The sequence below is a fragment of the Bacillus cereus ATCC 14579 genome (assembly GCF_000007825.1).
Classification (GTDB): domain Bacteria; phylum Bacillota; class Bacilli; order Bacillales; family Bacillaceae_G; genus Bacillus_A; species Bacillus_A cereus.
On record NC_004722.1, the window covers coordinates 598,767 to 616,211 of the forward strand.

Sequence of the window (17,445 nt, forward strand, 5' to 3'; positions counted from 1 at the left end):
TACATTTAGAAGTGTATTCAAACACATAAAAAATATTTTACGCTAAATAAAAGCGATTGTACATGTATAAAAAATAGATGTTTTGATTATTTATAAGACACCTATTCGTTATTGTATACAAAAGATAGGGATAAGAAAATGATAAAATTTTACCTAATTACAACATAATGCTTACGATAATTGCAGATAAAATACTAACGAGAGTAGCTCCATATAGTAATTTAAGGCCAAACCTCGCAACAACGTTTCCTTGTTCTTCGTTTAGTCCTTTTACCGCACCTGAAATAATACCAATGGAAGAAAAATTGGCAAAAGATACAAGGAAAACAGAAATAATACCAACTGTACGGGGAGAAAGGCTATTAGAAATTTTACTAAGGTCCATCATTGCGACAAATTCATTCGTTACAAGCTTCGTTGCCATAATGCTGCCAGCCGCGACAATTTCAGAACTGGGTACACCGATAAGAAATGCGATAGGTGCAAATACATAGCCGATTAATTGTTGGAACGTAATACCGAATATAATGAGGAACAGGTCATTAATACAACTAATTAATGCGACGAATCCGATGAGCATAGCGCCGACAACAATGGCTACACGAAAACCATCAAGAATGTATTCTCCAAGCATTTCAAAAAAGCTTTGTTTTTCACCTTTGATTTCTAAAATATCTTCGTCATCTTTAACGTCGTAAGGGTTAATGATGAGTATGATAATAAAACCGCTAAATAAATTGAGAACGAGTGCAGTTACTACATATTTAGGTTCAATCATTGTCATATAGGCACCTACGATAGACATAGATACGGTTGACATAGCAGAGGCACAAAGTGTATAAAGACGGTGTTTTGGAATTTGAGCTAATTGTTTTTTCACTGTAATAAAAACTTCTGATTGGCCGACAATGGCAGAGGCGATAGCGTTGTAAGATTCTAATTTACCAAGACCATTTATTTTACTAAGAAAGTACCCGATCCAACGAATAAAAAATGGTAGTATTTTGAAATGTTGTAATATACCAATTAAAACAGAAATAAAGACGATTGGTAATAATACAGTAAGGAAAAATGGCATTTCACCTTTATTTGCAAGACCACCAAATACGAAATTTATTCCATCAGCAGCATACTCGAGTAGCTTGGTAAACAAACTGGAAATGATTCTAATAAGTATGAGGCCGATTTCTGTATTTAATAGTAAATAGGTTAAAATTAACTGTATAATAAGCATGATAAAAATTGGTTTAAATTTAATATGCTTCTTATTATTGCTAGCAATATAAGCGAGCAAGAAAACAACAATTAGTCCGACGAAAAAAGTAATGAATTTCATGGTAAGCCCCCTAAAAGAGATATTCTGCTATATATGTTTTTCATTTCAAGGGAGAATATGCATCTTTGGTAAAGAAAGGAATAGAGAGAGCATGAATATATGTAGAGTGCATCACGTTGCAATTATTTGTTCGAATTATGAGATGTCAAAGGATTTTTATACTAGGATATTAGGGTTTAAAGAGATAAATGAAGTATATAGAAAGGAACGAGATTCTTATAAATTAGATTTATGTGTAGGAGAAGAGTATCAAATCGAATTATTTTCATTTCCAAATCCGCCTGAGCGCAAAAGTTTTCCAGAAGCAGCCGGTCTTAGACATTTAGCATTTGCTGTTACAAATATAGAAGAAGCTGTGAAGCATTTAAACCAATGTGGTGTTGAGACGGAACCGATCCGTATTGATGAAATAACGGGGAAGAAATTCGTCTTTTTCCAAGACCCTGATGCTTTACCTTTAGAATTGTATGAGGTTTGAAAATTGGTGGATTTTATATAGAGTTGCTGTCCAATAATTGAAGAAACTAAAGTGAAACTTCTTTTTAAAAGGAGGTGTAACTTTAGCTAAGAAAGCTAAAGAGCATATGTGGATATTTTAAAATTATTGATGGTAGTCATTCTTATTGGGTTAACAGCATTTTTTGTGGCTGTTGAATTTGCAATTATTAAGGTACGTAGCAGTCGTATTGATCAACTCGTTAGCGAAAAAAGACGAGGTGCACTGGCAGCTAAAAAGGTAACTTCAAATTTAGATGAATATTTATCGGCCTGTCAGCTAGGTATTACAATTACTGCTTTAGGGCTTGGGTGGTTAGGGGAACCAACCATTAAACATTTACTCGAGCCGTTGTTTTTAAAATTAAAATTCTCACCTGCAATTTCCAGTACAGTTTCATTTATTATTGCCTTTGCAGTAATTACATTTTTACATGTTGTCATTGGGGAACTTGCTCCAAAGACATTTGCTATACAAAAAGCAGAACAAGTTAGCTTATTGTTATCGAAACCACTTATTTATTTTTACCGAGTTATGTATCCGTTTATTTGGGCTTTGAATGGTTCAGCGAGGGTTGTAACTGGTTTATTCGGATTACATCCAGCTTCTGAACATGAAGTAGCTCATTCAGAAGAAGAATTAAGGTTAATCTTATCTGAGAGCTATGAGAGCGGAGAGATTAACCAAAGGGAATTTAAATATGTAAATAATATTTTTGAATTTGATAATAGAGTAGCAAAAGAAATTATGGTACCTCGTACGGAAGTTGTAGGCTTATATGAGGACGAACCATTTGAAACACATATTAAAGTAATCGCGCAAGAAAAGTACACGAGATATCCTGTATTTGGTGAAGATAAAGATGAAATTATTGGGATGGTTAATGTAAAAGATTTATTTATTCGTTATATGGATGGTAATCGGGATGAGGAGTGCTCAATTATGCCATATACAAGGCCAGTTATTGAAGTGCTAGAAAATATTCCAATTCATGATTTACTATTACAAATGCAAAGAAAACACATTCCATTAGCTGTATTGTATGATGAATATGGTGGTACAGCTGGGATTGTTACACTAGAAGATATTTTAGAAGAAATTGTTGGAGAAATTCGAGATGAATACGATGAAGATGAGAATCCCCCTATAGAGCATATAAGTGAAGGTTATAAAATCGTAGAAGGAAAAGTGCTTATTAGTGAAGTAAATGATTTGCTTGGCATACATTTAATTGCTGATGATGTAGATACAATTGGTGGCTGGATTATGGTACAAAAACAAATCGTTGCTGAAGGAGATATTATTGAGAAACACGGTTTTTATTTTAAAGTCCTTGAAAAGGATATGCATCAAATTAAACGAGTGGAAATAAGGAAAGTAGAAGAATGATTTTCTATAAACTTTAATAAAAAGGATATACAGAAAAATAAATGTTTGCGCTTTCAAAAAAGGTGCTATATAGTGAAGGTGGATACTGAAAAATTCTTCTGAATGATACTCGTGTTTTTAGAGGGCGGATTTTTTGGATAAGGATTTAGAATGAAAAAGTATAGGTGATAAAAATGATAGCAACGAAGGATATACGTATAGAAAAAGATTTTTTAGGTGAAAAAGAAGTACCAAGTGCAGCTTATTATGGTGTACAAACATTACGTGCCGTAGAAAACTTCCCAATTACAGGATATCGCATTCATCCATCACTCATTACAGCAATGGCAATTGTGAAAAAAGCGGCGGCGCTTGCGAATATAGATACTGGTTACTTAGCTAAAGACATTGGACATGAAATTGCAGAAGCAGCGCAAGAAATTGTTGATGGAAAGTTTCATGATCAATTTATCGTGGATCCTATTCAAGGCGGAGCCGGAACTTCTATTAATATGAATACAAATGAAGTAATTGCGAATAGAGCGTTAGAACGTATGGGATATGAAAAAGGGGCGTATGCGAAAATTAGCCCAAACACTCATGTGAACATGGCCCAATCAACGAACGATGCGTTTCCAACAGGGATTCATATTGCAACTCTTATGATGTTAGAAAAGCTTCTTATTACAATGGAAGAACTTCATTCTGCTTTTCGTAAAAAAGCAAAAGAGTTTGATCACGTTATTAAAATGGGACGCACACATTTACAAGATGCAGTTCCAATTCGCCTTGGACAAGAATTTGAAGCGTATAGCCGAGTGCTTGCGCGTGATATAAAAAGAATTAAACAGTCTCGTCAGCATTTATATGAAGTGAATATGGGGGCGACAGCTGTTGGTACAGGATTGAATGCAAATCCTATGTATATTGAACAAGTGGTAAAACATTTAAGAACGTTTAGTGGATTCCCACTTGTTGGTGCAGAGCATTTAGTTGATGCAACGCAAAATACAGATGCATACACAGAAGTATCTGCAGCACTTAAAGTATGTATGATGAACATGTCTAAAATTGCAAACGATCTTCGTATTATGGCGTCTGGACCACGTGTTGGGTTAGCTGAAATTCAATTGCCAGCACGTCAGCCAGGTTCATCGATTATGCCAGGTAAAGTAAATCCAGTTATGGCAGAAGTGATTAACCAAGTCGCATTCCAAGTAATCGGAAACGATCATACAATTTGCTTAGCATCAGAAGCAGGACAATTAGAGTTAAACGTAATGGAGCCTGTGCTTGTATTTAATTTAATTCAATCTATTAGTATTATGAATAATGGATTCCGTGTATTCCGTGAATATTGTATTGAAGGAATTACGGCAAATGAAGAATTGCTGAAGCAATATGTTGAGAAAAGTGTTGGAATTATTACAGCAGTTAATCCTCATATTGGTTATGAAGTAGCATCTCGTATTGCACGTGAAGCAATTGAAACAGGGAAATCTGTTAGGGAGTTATGTTTAGAACATGGTGTACTGACAGAAGAGGAATTGGATATTATTTTAGATCCATTCGAAATGACTCACCCTGAAATTGCTGGAGCTTCTTTATTAAAAAATAAAAAAATGTAATGTGAAAAACACCGATCCACTTGGAGCGGTGTTTTATTTTTAAAAGATATTAAATACAGCGTTTAATTGAAGTAAGCTAATAACAGCTAAGAAGATTAAACTGTATTTCATTGCTGTTTTAAATAGAGCAGATTCTTTACCAACTAGTCCAACTGCGGCACAAGCAACTGCTACAGATTGTGGTGAAACCATTTTTGCCATTGTACCACCTACTACGTTTAAGGCAACGAGTGTAGAAGGAACGATGTTTAACTGGTCTGCTGTTACTGCTTGAAGTGGTGCGAATAAAGAACCACTTGAAACTACTGAACCTGTAATGAATACGCCAATCCATCCTAAGATTGGAGAAAGAACTGGGAATGCATTACCAGTAGAAGAGAATGCAAGTCCAAGTGTAGATGACATACCAGAGTAGTTTTCTACGTAAGCTAAAGCGATAACGCTACAAATTGTATATACTGGAGCTTTTAATTCTTTCATTGTTTCAATCATTAATTCTTTAACCATTTTACCTTTTACGCGGTAAACGATAAGTGAAACGATAATTGCTAGTACAATCGCAGTAGTTGTAGAAGAGAATACATCAAATTTGAAAACAGCTGCGAAAGGTGTATCAGCTTTTGTAATTGGTGTAGTTTTCATAACAGCATTATGAAGACCAGGGAACTGAATGTTAAATACTAAGTTTGCTAACGCACCATCTGGAGCAAATAAAGCTTTAATCGGTTTTAAGTTAAAGATTGTTACAAATGCAGTTAAGAATACGAATGGAGACCAAGCGTATAAAATTTGATTGAATGTATGTGATACTTTAGTTTCTTGTTTTTCTTCTTTAGTAGAAGATTTTGGTTGCCAAACACGTAAGAATAATGCAAGAGCAATCATACTTACAACTGCTGCGAAAATATTAGTAAGTTCTGCACCTAAGAAGTAAGTCACAGCGAATTGAGTAATAGCGAAAGAAACACCACTTACAAGAATACCTTGCCAAGTTTCTTTAATACCTTTAATTCCATCGACCATTGAAACAAGTAAGAAAGGTAAAATAATACTAATGAAAGGTAAAATAAGAACAGTTTGACGACCAATAGTTAATGCGTCAAGTTGAGTTAATTGTGCTGGCACTGTAACTGGAATACCCATAGCACCCATAGCACCACCAGCAATATTAGCTACTAAACAAATACCTGCTGCTTTTAATGGATTAAAGCCCATACCTACAAGTAGTGCGGCTGTAATAGCAACTGGAACCCCTAGACCAGCTGCACCTTCTAAGAAAGCACCGAAAGAATAAGCGATTAATAATACTTGTAAACGTTGATCATTTGTAATGCTTGAAATACTATCGCGAATAATATTGAATTGCTCTGTTTTAACAGTTAATTTGTAAAGGAAAATTGCGGCGATAACGATAGTACAAATTGGATAAAATCCAGATAAAACACCGAATCCAGCAGATGCTACAGCTACTGTTGCTGGCATTTTATAAACAAATATTGCAAGGATAATAGCGACAATCACACTATAAAGACCAGCCATGTAACTTTTCATTTTGAATCCCATTAAACAAATGATGAAACAAAAGATTGGAAGTGCTGCGATTAGTGCAGATAACCAAATATTGTTTAATGGGTCATAAATTTGTGTCCAAGTACTCATAATAATGACAACTCCTATCTATTATATGTGAAGAAATTCACATTATTTGTGAAATTATTCACAATCAACTTACATGCTTAGTATATTCTCCTTCAACACTATTGTCAACGTAAAAAAGTATAATTATTCCATAATAGTGTTAAAAGAAAAGCTTTGTTCATAAAGTAGACAAAAAACACACTCAAATGAATTTAAGTGTGCTGTATAAACTATTTGCATATTATTTTGCTTATTCAGCTGGCATGTTTCCTATAAGTGTATATTAGATGCCATCTTTTATATCGAGTATAAAGTTTGATATATGAACTGATCTGTCCTATTTGATCTAGTGTGAGGGAGGATTGGTGAGTGGATTTAAATAGGAAGTTTTGCACAACAGTCCAACCGCTTGCAATACGAATAAAAATTAGAAACAAACTTTTAATATCACATCATCTCTTTTTACTGAAAATTCCTTTTAGCGTAACAAAGAGGTTAATTATAGTTCAACTACATTACGATAGGTTATCAATTATAGACGGTATTTTACAATACCGTTACTGTGCGTTTCAATGAGGTGAAAATATAACAAAAAGCTTGATAAAACAACGTTTGCAAGCAAAGTATTCGTAGGCCATTATTTTGCTTTTTCGTTATATCATATAGTATAATATTCAAAATCAGCAAGGATTTTTTCCTGAATTTTTGCTGATAAAGATGGAAAAATTTTTCGGCTTTATAGGTTGATAAAGTTATGTCGTAACAGGAAATATAAGAACAGATATATAAATAAATAAAAAGAACATAAAAACGCAAATAAAAACGAAAATGAGGGGAACTTTATGAGCCAAAATCAATTCGAATGTCGTATTTCAGAAGAAGATGTACAAATGTTAAGAGCGTTAGCTCACCCACTTCGTCTACGTCTAGTAATGGAACTTATGCAAAGAGGAACATGTAATGTAACACAACTACAGGAAGTATTAGAAATTCCGCAATCAACGGTTTCACAACATTTAACGAAGTTAAAGCAAAATAAAGTAGTGCGCTTTGAAAGACGAGGATTAGAAGTGTATTATCAAATCCATAATGATAAAGTAAGTGCGGTAGTAAAAACATTATTTTCTTAAAATTTGAATATTATGGAAAAAGACGTATGGAATATACGTCTTTTTTTATTTGTCAGAAAGGTAGCGAGAGAGTAAATATTAGCATGTGAGGAAGAAATGACTATCAATCAACATGCTGCCTTACGGAATATATTCTAAAAGGAAAAGAAAAAATAGAAAGGAGTGTAGTAAGCAAAAGGAGGGACAGTAGTATGGATGTGAAACGTGTGAAACAAATTTTATCTTCTTCAAGTAGAATTGACGTTACATATGAGGGCGTACCAGTATGGATTGAGAGCTGTGATGAGCAGAAGGGGAGTGCTCAAGTGTATGATGTATCTAATCCTGGTGAGAGCGTTCATGTGGACGTGACAGCTTTAGAGGAGAAATAATAAAAAAGACGCTTCTCAATTGAGAAGCGTCTTTTTGTTATTCCATCATATGTGCAATTTTCTTAGAGAACATAAGAAGTACTAATCCCAGTACAATTACGATAATACCGATACTTGCGAATACTTCTAAATATCCTAAAGATTGAGTGAAAGCAGCTAATTGTCCTGCTAATAAGTTTGCGCAGCCAGTACCAGCTAACCATACACCCATTAATAATGATGCTAATTTAACAGGAGCGATTGCACTTACCATAGATAATCCGATAGGTGATAAGAATAACTCACCGATTGTATGGAACATGTAAGTGAATACAATGAATAGTAAGTTTGCCTTTATTGTAATATTACTTTCATCGCTACCAGTTTTTAATACAGCTAAAGTTAGAACTAGATATCCAATTCCTAGTAAAATCATACCTAATGCCATTTTTGTTGGGATTTTTAAATCGCCATTTTTTGTTTTCGAAAGTTTAATCCATAATGCAGAAACTGGTAATGCTAATAAGATAATGAATAGTGGGTTTACAGATTGGAACCAAGGTGTTGGAATTGTAAATCCACCAATTGTACGATCTACGAACTTATCTGTGTAAAGTGTTAAAGAACTACCAGCTTGTTCAAATCCTGCCCAGAAGAATACTACGAAACAAGTTAAAATTAAAATTGCAGCAGTACGTTTTTTCTCTTGTGTTGTTAAAGGTTTTTTCTCAATTACTTTTGCATTTTTTTCTTTAGATTTTTTCCCTACAACAGTTGTTCCGATAGATCCTAAGTAACGAGGTGCTAATAAGTTAAAGGCAATCTGACCAATGATCATACCGATACAAGCTGTTAAGAATCCATATTTATAATCTGCGAAATAACCGCAAATGAATGGAGCAACAAAAGCCCCTAAGTTAATTCCCATGTAGAAGATAGTGAAGGCACTATCACGACGAGAATCGTTTTCGCTATATAATTGACCTAATAAAGTCGAAATATTTGGTTTGAAGAATCCATTACCAATAACTAATAATCCTAATCCTAAAAATAGTCCGGTTTTTGTGTTCATTGAAAATAGTACAAAGTTACCAAGTGCCATGATGATACCACCAATAGTAATGGCATGTCGCTTCGTAATGAAATGGTCAGTTAACCAACCACCGATAATCGGTGTGAAGTATACTAACATTGTGAAAATACCGTAAATTTGAACTGCAACTGCTTTATCAAATCCTAAACCGCCGCTTACTAAGCTCGTTGTTAAATAAAGAACTAATAAGCCACGCATTCCGTAATAACTAAATCTTTCCCATGCTTCTGTAAAGAACAACAAGTATAACCCTGGTGGATGTTTTTTTGGTGATTGTTGCTCTCCAGCTTTGTCTAATTTTAAAGCTGCATCCATTTTGTTTCCCCCTAATCCTGTATAACGGATATTTATGTAATCATTTTAATTTACAAAATATTTAGAAGTCAATAGAATTATATGGAAATAGAAAGAAAATTTCTAAAAAAGTTCTATTTTTCTTCGACCGTTACTGTATTTTGCCCTGAAAACGAGATGATAAGCGTTTTCAAATGTAATAATTGAATTCTAAAAGAAAATAAAATAGTGATTAATCAGAAAATTTAGATTAAAACATTTATTCTGATATAAAGAAAATATATTCTATTTACTTTCTCAATATAACATATTGGGAATAAAAATACAAAACGAAATAATGTGACATTTAAGTGAATTGAAAAATAACCAGCTCCACAGAAGGGAGCTGGTTAAGGAAATATTATTTAACAAAGCGTTTTTCGATGTCATCTAGTAATAGGTTAGCAGCAATTACACCGCCAGCTGTATTCCAAATAACATCGTCGACTTTGTATGCTTTACCATTCTTTACGGCATTTAAATTTTTAAATAGAGGATCGTTTATATATTCTTTTTCTAGTTCAGATCCTTTTTTCTCATTTCCTTTATCGAATGTGAAGTAGAATAATACGTCACCATCCATAGCAGAAATACGCTCTTTAGATACGTTACGCTCTGCAAAATCATCTTTGTTTTGATCTCCAGGACGTTTAAATCCAAGTTCTTTTAAAATAACACCAGAGAATGTATCGCCATGATAAATACGAACATCACCAGGCATGAAACGAACCATAGAGATTTCTTGATTTACTTTATCGCCAAGTTTGCCTTTTAAATCTTTCATACGTGATTCGTAATCAGCTACAACTTTTTGACCTTCTTTTTCTTTATTTAATGCTTTTGCATAAAATTTGAAGTTATCTTTCCATTCACCACGTAATGTTTCTGAGAACACAGTAGGTGCAATTGCTTTTAATTGTTCGTACACTTTTTCGTGGCGCATTTTGTTACCGATAATTAAGTCTGGTTTTAAAGAAGCGATTGTTTCAACGTTAACTTGTCCTTCATCACCAACAACTTTTACATCTTTCATTTTATCCTTAATATGTGGATACCATGGGTCACCAGTCCAAGACTTTACAGCACCAACTGGTTTCACACCTAATTCAAGTAAAGCTTCAGTTCCTTCATTTGTTAAGATAACTACACGTTTTGGATTAGCAGGAACTTCTGTTTTACCCATTGCATGTTCTACAGTAACCACTTCTTTTTTATTATCTTCTTTTGTAGATTCTTCTTTGTTATTTGATTTTCCACAAGCGCTTAAAAGCATTGAAAATGCTAGTAAAAATACAAATACTGTAAACGATTTCTTCCGCATGAAATTCATTATGTACCCCCTATATGTTGAGAATATTTTTCAATAGCAAGCATGATATTAAGCCTTTATCTTTTGATTGTCAATACATATGCCCCATAATAATTCTCATTTCCGTTGACAATGAGAATTAAGTTGAAATACACTAACAACGTATCATTATACATTGAAGGGGAAACGCTGCATGTTATTAAAAACAAATCGAGCAAAATGGATTGGATTATTTGTTGGAATCATTGCAGTCGTTATTTGTATTTGGGGAAGTATTATTTTCGGATATACAAATACGAGTTGGAAACTAGCATTGGATGCTTTTTTCCATTTTAACGGTTCCAATGAACATATTATTATTCAAAATGTACGTCTGCCTAGGGCGTTAATTGCAGCTAGTGTTGGTGCTAGTTTAGCCATTGCTGGTTGTCTTATGCAAACTTTAACTAAGAATCCACTTGCTTCTCCAGATTTTATTGGATTAAATTCAGGTGCTGCGTTCTTTATAGTTGTAGCAATTGTAATCTTTTCAGTAACATCATTATCAGCTTTCACATGGATTGCCTTTTTAGGAGCGGCGGTTGCAGCTGTACTTGTATTTGCTTCTAGTTCTTTAGGAAAAGAAGGGACTACTCCTCTTAAGTTAACGTTAGCAGGGGTCGCAATTAGTGCATTATTTTCATCATTAACACAAGGATTACTTGTGTTAAATGAAAAAGCACTTGAAGAGGTATTATTTTGGCTTGCTGGATCTGTGCAAGGGAGAAAGTTAGAAATTTTACAATCTGTATTCCCATATTTATTAATAGGATGGATTGCATCTCTTATGATGGCAGGGAAAGTAAATACATTGATGATGGGAGAAGACGTCGCGAAAGGACTTGGACAACGAACAATTTTAATGAAATCATTCGTGTTACTTATTATTGTACTGTTGTCTTGGTGGTTCAGTTGCGGTTGCTGGCCCAATTGGATTTATTGGAATTATTACTCCGCATTTTGCGAGATTTCTTGTTGGAGTTGACCACATATGGAGAGTGCCTTATAGCGGATTGTTAGGTGCAATACTACTAATATTGGCTGATATAGCAGCAAGATATGTCATTATGCCACAAGAAGTACCAGTAGGAGTTATGACAGCATTTATTGGAGCTCCATTCTTTATTTATATTGCACGTAAGAGAGGGCTTAGCAAATGAAGAAATATATTCCGTTTCGTATAGGAAAAGGTGAGCTCTCGTTTTTAATGTATAAACGAGCTTGTCTCGTCTTGTTAAGTTTACTAGTTGTTTTAATAGGATTATTCTTTGCGAGCGCAGGTATGGGAGACATGAAAATTGCTCCTTATGACGTATGGCAAGCAATTACCGGAAATGGCGATGCAATGTCAAATATGGTTGTAAATAAGTTTCGTATGCCACGTATTTTAATTGCTATCCTCGTAGGAATTGCGCTTGCGGTAGCGGGCTGTATTTTACAAGGGCTCGTTCGAAATCCACTTGCTTCTCCTGATATCATCGGGATTACGGGCGGGGCAAGTGTCGCAGTTGTATTATTTTTAGCGCTATTTAGTGATAAAAATAATGCGCTAACTGTAAGCATTCATTATATGCCGTTAGCAGCTTTTGCAGGAGCAACGATTGTAGCGGTTTTTGTATACTTATTTGCATGGAAAAATGATGGATTATCACCAATTATTCTCGTTTTAATTGGTGTTGGATTTTGGGCATTAACGAAGGCGGCAACAACATTATTTATGTTGTTAGCACCAATTTATCAAGCGAGCCAAGCGAATGTATGGATTACGGGTACCGTTTATGGCTCTTCTTGGCAAAATGTTATGGTACTTGCACCGTGGGTTCTCATTTTAACAGTAATATCATTTATAGCTGCTAGACATTTAAATGCGCAAGAGCTAGGGGATGATATTGCGGTAGGACTTGGTGTTCCTTTAACGAAGTCACGCGTATTCATGTTATTACTTAGTACGGCTTTAATTGGGGGAGCAGTTGCCTTCGCCGGAGGGATTGGATTTGTCGGTTTAATGGCACCTCATATTTCACGAAGGCTAGTTGGTTCTTTATACGGTGCATTGCTCCCAGTTGCAGCTATTGTCGGTGCAATTCTAGTACTTGCTGCAGATTTAATAGGGCGTACAATTTTCACACCACTTGAAATTCCAGCAGGGGTATTTACATCAGCAATTGGTGCACCTTATTTTATTTATTTACTTTATAAAAGTCGGAATTCATAAAGGGAGATGAATATGCAAAAAGCATTGGAGACGAAACGCTTGACGTTGTCTTATGGTGAAACAATTATTATTGATGAGTTGAATTTAGAAATTCCAAAAGGTGAAATTACAATCTTTATCGGTTCCAACGGTTGCGGGAAATCAACTTTATTACGTTCACTAGCTAGATTATTAAAGCCAACAACTGGTGACATTTTGTTAGATAATCAAGCTATTCAAAGTATGCAAACGAAGCAAATTGCTCGTCAAATGGCAATTTTACCGCAAGGACCGCAAGCACCAGAAGGGCTTACAGTATTGCAACTTGTAAAACAAGGACGCTATCCATATCAAACATGGCTGAAACAGTGGTCAGAAAAAGATGAGGAAATGGTACAGAAGGCACTTGCAGCAACAGGTATGACAGAATTTGCTGAGCGTGATGTGCATGCTCTTTCAGGTGGGCAGCGTCAACGTGCTTGGATCGCAATGACACTTGCACAAGATACAGATATCATTTTACTGGATGAGCCAACTACATACTTAGATATGACTCACCAAATTGAAGTGCTAGATTTATTATTCGAATTAAATGAAACAGAACAAAGAACAATTGTTATGGTATTACATGATCTGAATTTAGCATGCCGCTATGCAGATAACATTGTAGCAATTCAAGATAAACAAATATATGCACAAGGTAAACCTGAAGAAGTGGTAGATGAGAAACTAGTACGTGATGTATTCCGAATGGAGTGTCAAATTAGTACGGATCCGTTGTTTGGAACACCGCTTTGTATCCCTCACGGAAGAGGAAGACGTGTAGTTAAAGAAGTTGCTCAGGCAATGAGATAAAAAAACGATGAGTGATTCATCGTTTTTTTTATTTGGTACAAGAAAATAAGAGGAAGAGAGGAATACGTAAGCGACGTTTATACTCTTCTTCATCTTGAAAATAGGTTGGATTTGGTGTAGCTTCTTTTAATGATGTAATGGTAAATCCGGCTTGCTGTAATAATGTGAAATACTCTTCCGTTGTACGATGATATTTAATAACTTCTTGGTCAATCCATGGTTCAACCCGTTTGCCTAGTTTAAAGTAATCATCGACGAGCCAAATCGTTCTTTTACCACTTGTTTGTAAGCTTTCAAATGAAGAAGTAATAACGGGATGTTGAACGCTAAAGGTAAAGGTGCCATTTGTTTTTAAAGTTTGAAATACATTTTGAAAAATAGTATCAAGATGTTCAATATAATGTAAGGCGAGTCTAGATGTTACTAAATCAAAAGTGGAAGAGGGGTAGGTATAATCTTTGAGGTTTAAAAAATGAACAGATCCATTTTTATTTTCTAGTTGTTTTTTAGCTTTTTCATACATAAGTTCGGAGCCTTCAATGCCGGTGTAAGAGTAGCATCCCTTCTCTAATAATTCCGCGCCAAACTTAGCATCACCACAGCCTAAATCGAGAATTTGTTTTCCTTGTACATGACCAATGAGCTGAAAGAATACTGGTTTTTCAATGGATTCATTTGGGCTATTTTCTCGGTATCTTCGTTTCATATATTGTTCGAAAAATGCTGTGTTATTGTATACATCAGATTCTGTAAATGCCATGTTTGAAACCTCCCGAAATATTTTTTTTATTCTATCAAATATGAAAAGTAAATGATAGATTTATTGTAATGAATCATATATAATCTAGAATTGTAAGCGGTTACTTTAAACTATTTTTCTATAATAAATTCTGAAAACGTGTTAAGCTAGTAGAGGGATTATTAGAACTATTAAGACAATAATCCGCTTACATGAACGATGGGAGGCTTCACGATGTCTAGTAAAACACTTGCGAAATTTTTAGAAGAAAATTTAGAGGATTTAAAATCAAAGGGGCTTTATAACGTAATTGATCCGCTTGAGAGTTCAAATGGACCGATCATTACAATTGGCGGAAAAGAATATATTAACTTATCTTCAAACAACTATCTGGGATTAGCAACAGATAGCCGTTTGCAAGAAGCAGCAATTGGTGCTATTCATAAGTACGGTGTTGGAGCAGGGGCTGTTCGTACAATTAACGGTACTTTAGATTTGCATATTAAGTTAGAAGAAACAATTGCAAAGTTTAAACATACAGAAGCAGCAATTGCTTATCAATCAGGATTTAACTGTAATATGGCAGCGATTTCAGCTGTTATGGATAAAAATGATGCGATTCTTTCAGACGAATTAAATCATGCATCTATTATTGACGGTAGTCGTTTATCAAAAGCAAAAATTATTGTTTATAAACATTCTGATATGGAAGATTTACGCCAAAAAGCAATCGCGGCGAAAGAATCAGGTCTTTACAATAAATTAATGGTAATTACAGATGGTGTCTTTTCGATGGATGGAGATGTTGCAAAACTACCAGAAATTGTTGAGATTGCAGAAGAGTTAGATTTAATGACATACGTAGATGATGCACACGGTTCAGGTGTACTTGGAAAAGGTGCAGGAACTGTAAAGCACTTCGGTCTTTCTGATAAAGTTGATTTCCAAATTGGTACATTATCAAAAGCAATTGGGGTAATTGGTGGATATGTAGCAGGGAAACAAAACTTAATTGACTGGTTAAAAGTTCGTTCACGTCCATTCTTATTCTCTACAGCATTAACACCAGCTGATGCAGCAGCTTGCATGAGATCAATTGAAATCTTAATGGAAAGCACAGAGTTACACGATCGCTTATGGGAAAATGGCCGCTACTTGAAACAAGGATTAAAAGAACTTGGCTTTAACATTGGGGAAAGTGAAACGCCAATTACACCTTGTATCATTGGGGACGAAGTATTAACACAAGAATTTAGTAAACGTCTAAATGAAGAAGGTGTATACGCAAAATCTATCGTGTTCCCAACTGTAGCAAAAGGAACAGGGCGCGTTCGTAATATGCCTACAGCAGCTCATACGAAAGAAATGTTAGATGAAGCAATTCTTAAGTATGAAAAAGTAGGAAAAGAAATGGGCATCATTTAAGTAACGACATCTTTTGAATAGCTTGCAAATGAGGAGTGGGGAAAATGAAAAAAATTCTAGTAACCGGTTCTTTAGGGCAAATTGGTTCTGAACTAGTAATGAAACTTCGTGATGTATACGGCGCATCAAATGTTATTGCAACAGATATTCGTGAAACAGATAGTGAAGTAGTAACGTCTGGTCCATTTGAAACGTTAGATGTAACAGATGGACAAAAACTACATGATATCGCAAAGCGTAATGAAGTAGATACAATTATTCATTTAGCAGCTTTACTTTCAGCAACAGCAGAAAAAAATCCGTTATTTGCATGGAATTTAAATATGGGTGGACTTGTAAATGCTCTAGAAGCAGCTCGTGAATTAAACTGTAAGTTCTTCACGCCAAGTTCTATCGGTGCATTTGGTCCATCAACGCCAAAAGATAATACACCGCAAGATACAATTCAGCGTCCTACTACGATGTATGGGGTAAACAAAGTGGCAGGAGAATTACTGTGTGATTATTATCATCAAAAATTTGGCGTAGATACGCGCGGTGTCCGTTTCCCAGGTTTAATTTCTTACGTAGCGCCTCCAGGAGGCGGAACGACTGATTATGCAGTTGAAATTTATTATGAGGCGATTAAAAAAGGTGCATACACCTCATACATTGCTGAAGGAACATATATGGACATGATGTATATGCCTGATGCTTTACAAGCGATCATTTCATTAATGGAAGCTGATCCAAGTAAGCTAGTGCATAGAAATGCATTTAACATTACAGCAATGAGCTTCGAGCCAGAGCAAATTGCAGCGTCAATTCGTAAACACATTCCGACGTTTACAATGGATTATGCAGTAGATCCAGCTCGTCAAACAATCGCTGATAGCTGGCCAAACTCTATTGATGCAACAGCAGCAATGAAAGAGTGGGGCTTTAAAGCAGAATACGATTTAGACAAAATGACAACTGACATGCTGGCTAAGTTAAAAAAAAAGCTCACAGCTGAGTTAGTGATGAATTAATAGGAAGAGTCGATTCTTAGGAATCGGCTCTTCCTCATTTTTGGAAGGAGAGAAGTCTTATGCAAAGAGTTGATGTCGTATATGCACTAATACATGACGAAGAAACAGATAAAATATTAATGGTACATAATGTAGAACAAAACGTTTGGTCATTGCCAGGTGGGGCTGTGGAAAAAGGTGAAATATTAGAGGAAGCACTAATAAGAGAAGTGAAAGAAGAGACAGGTTTAACTGCTACGTTAGGTGGACTTGTTGCGATCAATGAAAAATTCTTTGAAGAATCAGGGAATCATGCGCTATTCTTTACATTCCGAGCGAATGTAGAAAAAGGTGAACTTATTGCGGAAGATGAAGGTGAAATTTCTGCAGTAGAGTGGGTGGATCGAACAATTGCGAATGAGCGCTTCCCATACTATGACGGAGGATTTGAATATTTGTTAGAAGTAGCCATTCCATACAAGTTTCAACCAGAAACAAAGTAATTGAACGAAAAAACAGGAGC

General features: G+C 35.1%; 15 protein-coding genes and 1 pseudogene. 11 read left to right on the top strand and 5 right to left on the bottom strand.

Features of this window, described 5'->3' with window-relative positions; genetic code table 11:
- Positions 1-157: 157 nt before the first annotated feature.
- On the bottom strand, positions 158-1,336 hold the full coding sequence (locus BC_RS03050; RefSeq protein ID WP_000668866.1) for a NupC/NupG family nucleoside CNT transporter: 1,179 nt from the start codon (positions 1,334-1,336) through the stop codon (positions 158-160).
- 91 nt (positions 1,337-1,427) lie between these two features.
- Between BC_RS03050 and gloA2 the strand changes: the two genes are divergently transcribed.
- The 3 genes from gloA2 to aspA all read left to right on the top strand — a co-directional run bounded on the left by gloA2 (position 1,428) and on the right by aspA (position 4,828).
- Positions 1,428-1,814 carry an SMU1112c/YaeR family gloxylase I-like metalloprotein gene (gloA2, locus tag BC_RS03055; RefSeq protein ID WP_001017671.1) on the top strand — a complete coding sequence of 129 codons (387 nt, stop codon included), beginning with the start codon at positions 1,428-1,430 and terminating at the stop codon, positions 1,812-1,814.
- A gap of 108 nt (positions 1,815-1,922) precedes the next feature.
- A complete protein-coding gene (locus BC_RS03060; RefSeq protein WP_000353313.1) occupies positions 1,923-3,221 on the top strand; it encodes a hemolysin family protein in 1,299 nt (432 codons plus the stop codon).
- A gap of 173 nt (positions 3,222-3,394) precedes the next feature.
- Complete coding sequence (gene aspA / locus BC_RS03065) at positions 3,395-4,828, top strand: aspartate ammonia-lyase (protein ID WP_000562128.1); 1,434 nt, start codon at positions 3,395-3,397, stop codon at positions 4,826-4,828.
- Between the two features lie 39 nt (positions 4,829-4,867).
- Here the strand turns inward: aspA and BC_RS03070 are convergent, their stop codons facing one another.
- Positions 4,868-6,487, bottom strand: coding sequence for an L-lactate permease (locus tag BC_RS03070; RefSeq protein ID WP_000109096.1), 1,620 nt, complete (start codon positions 6,485-6,487; stop codon positions 4,868-4,870).
- 821 nt (positions 6,488-7,308) lie between these two features.
- Between BC_RS03070 and BC_RS03075 the strand changes: the two genes are divergently transcribed.
- Both BC_RS03075 and BC_RS03080 read left to right on the top strand, forming a co-directional pair.
- A complete protein-coding gene (locus tag BC_RS03075; RefSeq protein ID WP_000081428.1) occupies positions 7,309-7,596 on the top strand; it encodes an ArsR/SmtB family transcription factor in 288 nt (95 codons plus the stop codon).
- Positions 7,597-7,787: 191 nt separating this feature from the next.
- The gene (locus tag BC_RS03080; RefSeq protein WP_000382679.1) at positions 7,788-7,967 is read left to right on the top strand and encodes an acid-soluble spore protein H; all 180 of its coding nucleotides are present in this window, start codon (positions 7,788-7,790) and stop codon (positions 7,965-7,967) included.
- 37 nt (positions 7,968-8,004) lie between these two features.
- On the opposite strand, the gene BC_RS03085 is transcribed toward BC_RS03080, so the two are convergent.
- Positions 8,005-9,354, bottom strand: coding sequence for a peptide MFS transporter (locus BC_RS03085; RefSeq protein ID WP_000338317.1), 1,350 nt, complete (start codon positions 9,352-9,354; stop codon positions 8,005-8,007).
- A 379-nt stretch (positions 9,355-9,733) separates the two neighbouring features.
- Positions 9,734-10,702 carry an ABC transporter substrate-binding protein gene (locus BC_RS03090; protein ID WP_001010276.1) on the bottom strand — a complete coding sequence of 323 codons (969 nt, stop codon included), beginning with the start codon at positions 10,700-10,702 and terminating at the stop codon, positions 9,734-9,736.
- 172 nt (positions 10,703-10,874) lie between these two features.
- Between BC_RS03090 and BC_RS03095 the strand changes: the two are divergent.
- From BC_RS03095 to BC_RS03105, 3 genes and pseudogenes are all read left to right on the top strand, one after another.
- Positions 10,875-11,880, top strand: a pseudogene (locus BC_RS03095) (FecCD family ABC transporter permease).
- The gene (locus tag BC_RS03100) at positions 11,877-12,935 is read left to right on the top strand and encodes a FecCD family ABC transporter permease (RefSeq protein ID WP_000760056.1); all 1,059 of its coding nucleotides are present in this window, start codon (positions 11,877-11,879) and stop codon (positions 12,933-12,935) included. The pseudogene BC_RS03095 and the gene BC_RS03100 overlap by 4 nt, the downstream one beginning before the upstream one ends.
- Positions 12,936-12,947: 12 nt before the next feature.
- Positions 12,948-13,769, top strand: a complete 822-nt coding sequence (locus tag BC_RS03105; protein ID WP_001167962.1) for an ABC transporter ATP-binding protein — start codon at positions 12,948-12,950, stop codon at positions 13,767-13,769.
- A gap of 28 nt (positions 13,770-13,797) precedes the next feature.
- On the opposite strand, the gene BC_RS03110 is transcribed toward BC_RS03105, so the two are convergent.
- Positions 13,798-14,529, bottom strand: a complete 732-nt coding sequence (locus BC_RS03110) for a class I SAM-dependent DNA methyltransferase (protein WP_000885971.1) — start codon at positions 14,527-14,529, stop codon at positions 13,798-13,800.
- 213 nt (positions 14,530-14,742) lie between these two features.
- On the opposite strand from BC_RS03110, the gene BC_RS03115 reads away from it, so the two are divergent.
- The 3 genes from BC_RS03115 to BC_RS03125 are packed head-to-tail and all read left to right on the top strand — an operon-like array spanning position 14,743 to position 17,425.
- Positions 14,743-15,933 carry a glycine C-acetyltransferase gene (locus tag BC_RS03115; protein ID WP_000095905.1) on the top strand — a complete coding sequence of 397 codons (1,191 nt, stop codon included), beginning with the start codon at positions 14,743-14,745 and terminating at the stop codon, positions 15,931-15,933.
- A gap of 44 nt (positions 15,934-15,977) precedes the next feature.
- Positions 15,978-16,943 (top strand): L-threonine 3-dehydrogenase, encoded by a 966-nt coding sequence (locus tag BC_RS03120; RefSeq protein ID WP_000723125.1) that lies wholly within the window; start codon positions 15,978-15,980, stop codon positions 16,941-16,943.
- A gap of 59 nt (positions 16,944-17,002) precedes the next feature.
- Complete coding sequence (locus BC_RS03125) at positions 17,003-17,425, top strand: NUDIX hydrolase (protein ID WP_001189941.1); 423 nt, start codon at positions 17,003-17,005, stop codon at positions 17,423-17,425.
- The last annotated feature ends 20 nt before the right edge of the window (positions 17,426-17,445 follow it).

Coding starts and splice junctions, on each gene's coding strand:
- BC_RS03115 (WP_000095905.1), top strand. CDS start 14,743: ATGTCTAGTAAAACACTTGCGAAATTTTTAGAAGAAAATTTAGAGGAT.
- BC_RS03105 (WP_001167962.1), top strand. CDS start 12,948: ATGCAAAAAGCATTGGAGACGAAACGCTTGACGTTGTCTTATGGTGAA.
- BC_RS03100 (WP_000760056.1), top strand. CDS start 11,877: ATGAAGAAATATATTCCGTTTCGTATAGGAAAAGGTGAGCTCTCGTTT.
- BC_RS03085 (WP_000338317.1), bottom strand. CDS start 9,354: ATGGATGCAGCTTTAAAATTAGACAAAGCTGGAGAGCAACAATCACCA.
- BC_RS03120 (WP_000723125.1), top strand. CDS start 15,978: ATGAAAAAAATTCTAGTAACCGGTTCTTTAGGGCAAATTGGTTCTGAA.
- BC_RS03075 (WP_000081428.1), top strand. CDS start 7,309: ATGAGCCAAAATCAATTCGAATGTCGTATTTCAGAAGAAGATGTACAA.
- gloA2 (WP_001017671.1), top strand. CDS start 1,428: ATGAATATATGTAGAGTGCATCACGTTGCAATTATTTGTTCGAATTAT.
- BC_RS03090 (WP_001010276.1), bottom strand. CDS start 10,702: ATGAATTTCATGCGGAAGAAATCGTTTACAGTATTTGTATTTTTACTA.
- aspA (WP_000562128.1), top strand. CDS start 3,395: ATGATAGCAACGAAGGATATACGTATAGAAAAAGATTTTTTAGGTGAA.
- BC_RS03050 (WP_000668866.1), bottom strand. CDS start 1,336: ATGAAATTCATTACTTTTTTCGTCGGACTAATTGTTGTTTTCTTGCTC.
- BC_RS03125 (WP_001189941.1), top strand. CDS start 17,003: ATGCAAAGAGTTGATGTCGTATATGCACTAATACATGACGAAGAAACA.
- BC_RS03110 (WP_000885971.1), bottom strand. CDS start 14,529: ATGGCATTTACAGAATCTGATGTATACAATAACACAGCATTTTTCGAA.
- BC_RS03070 (WP_000109096.1), bottom strand. CDS start 6,487: ATGAGTACTTGGACACAAATTTATGACCCATTAAACAATATTTGGTTA.
- BC_RS03080 (WP_000382679.1), top strand. CDS start 7,788: ATGGATGTGAAACGTGTGAAACAAATTTTATCTTCTTCAAGTAGAATT.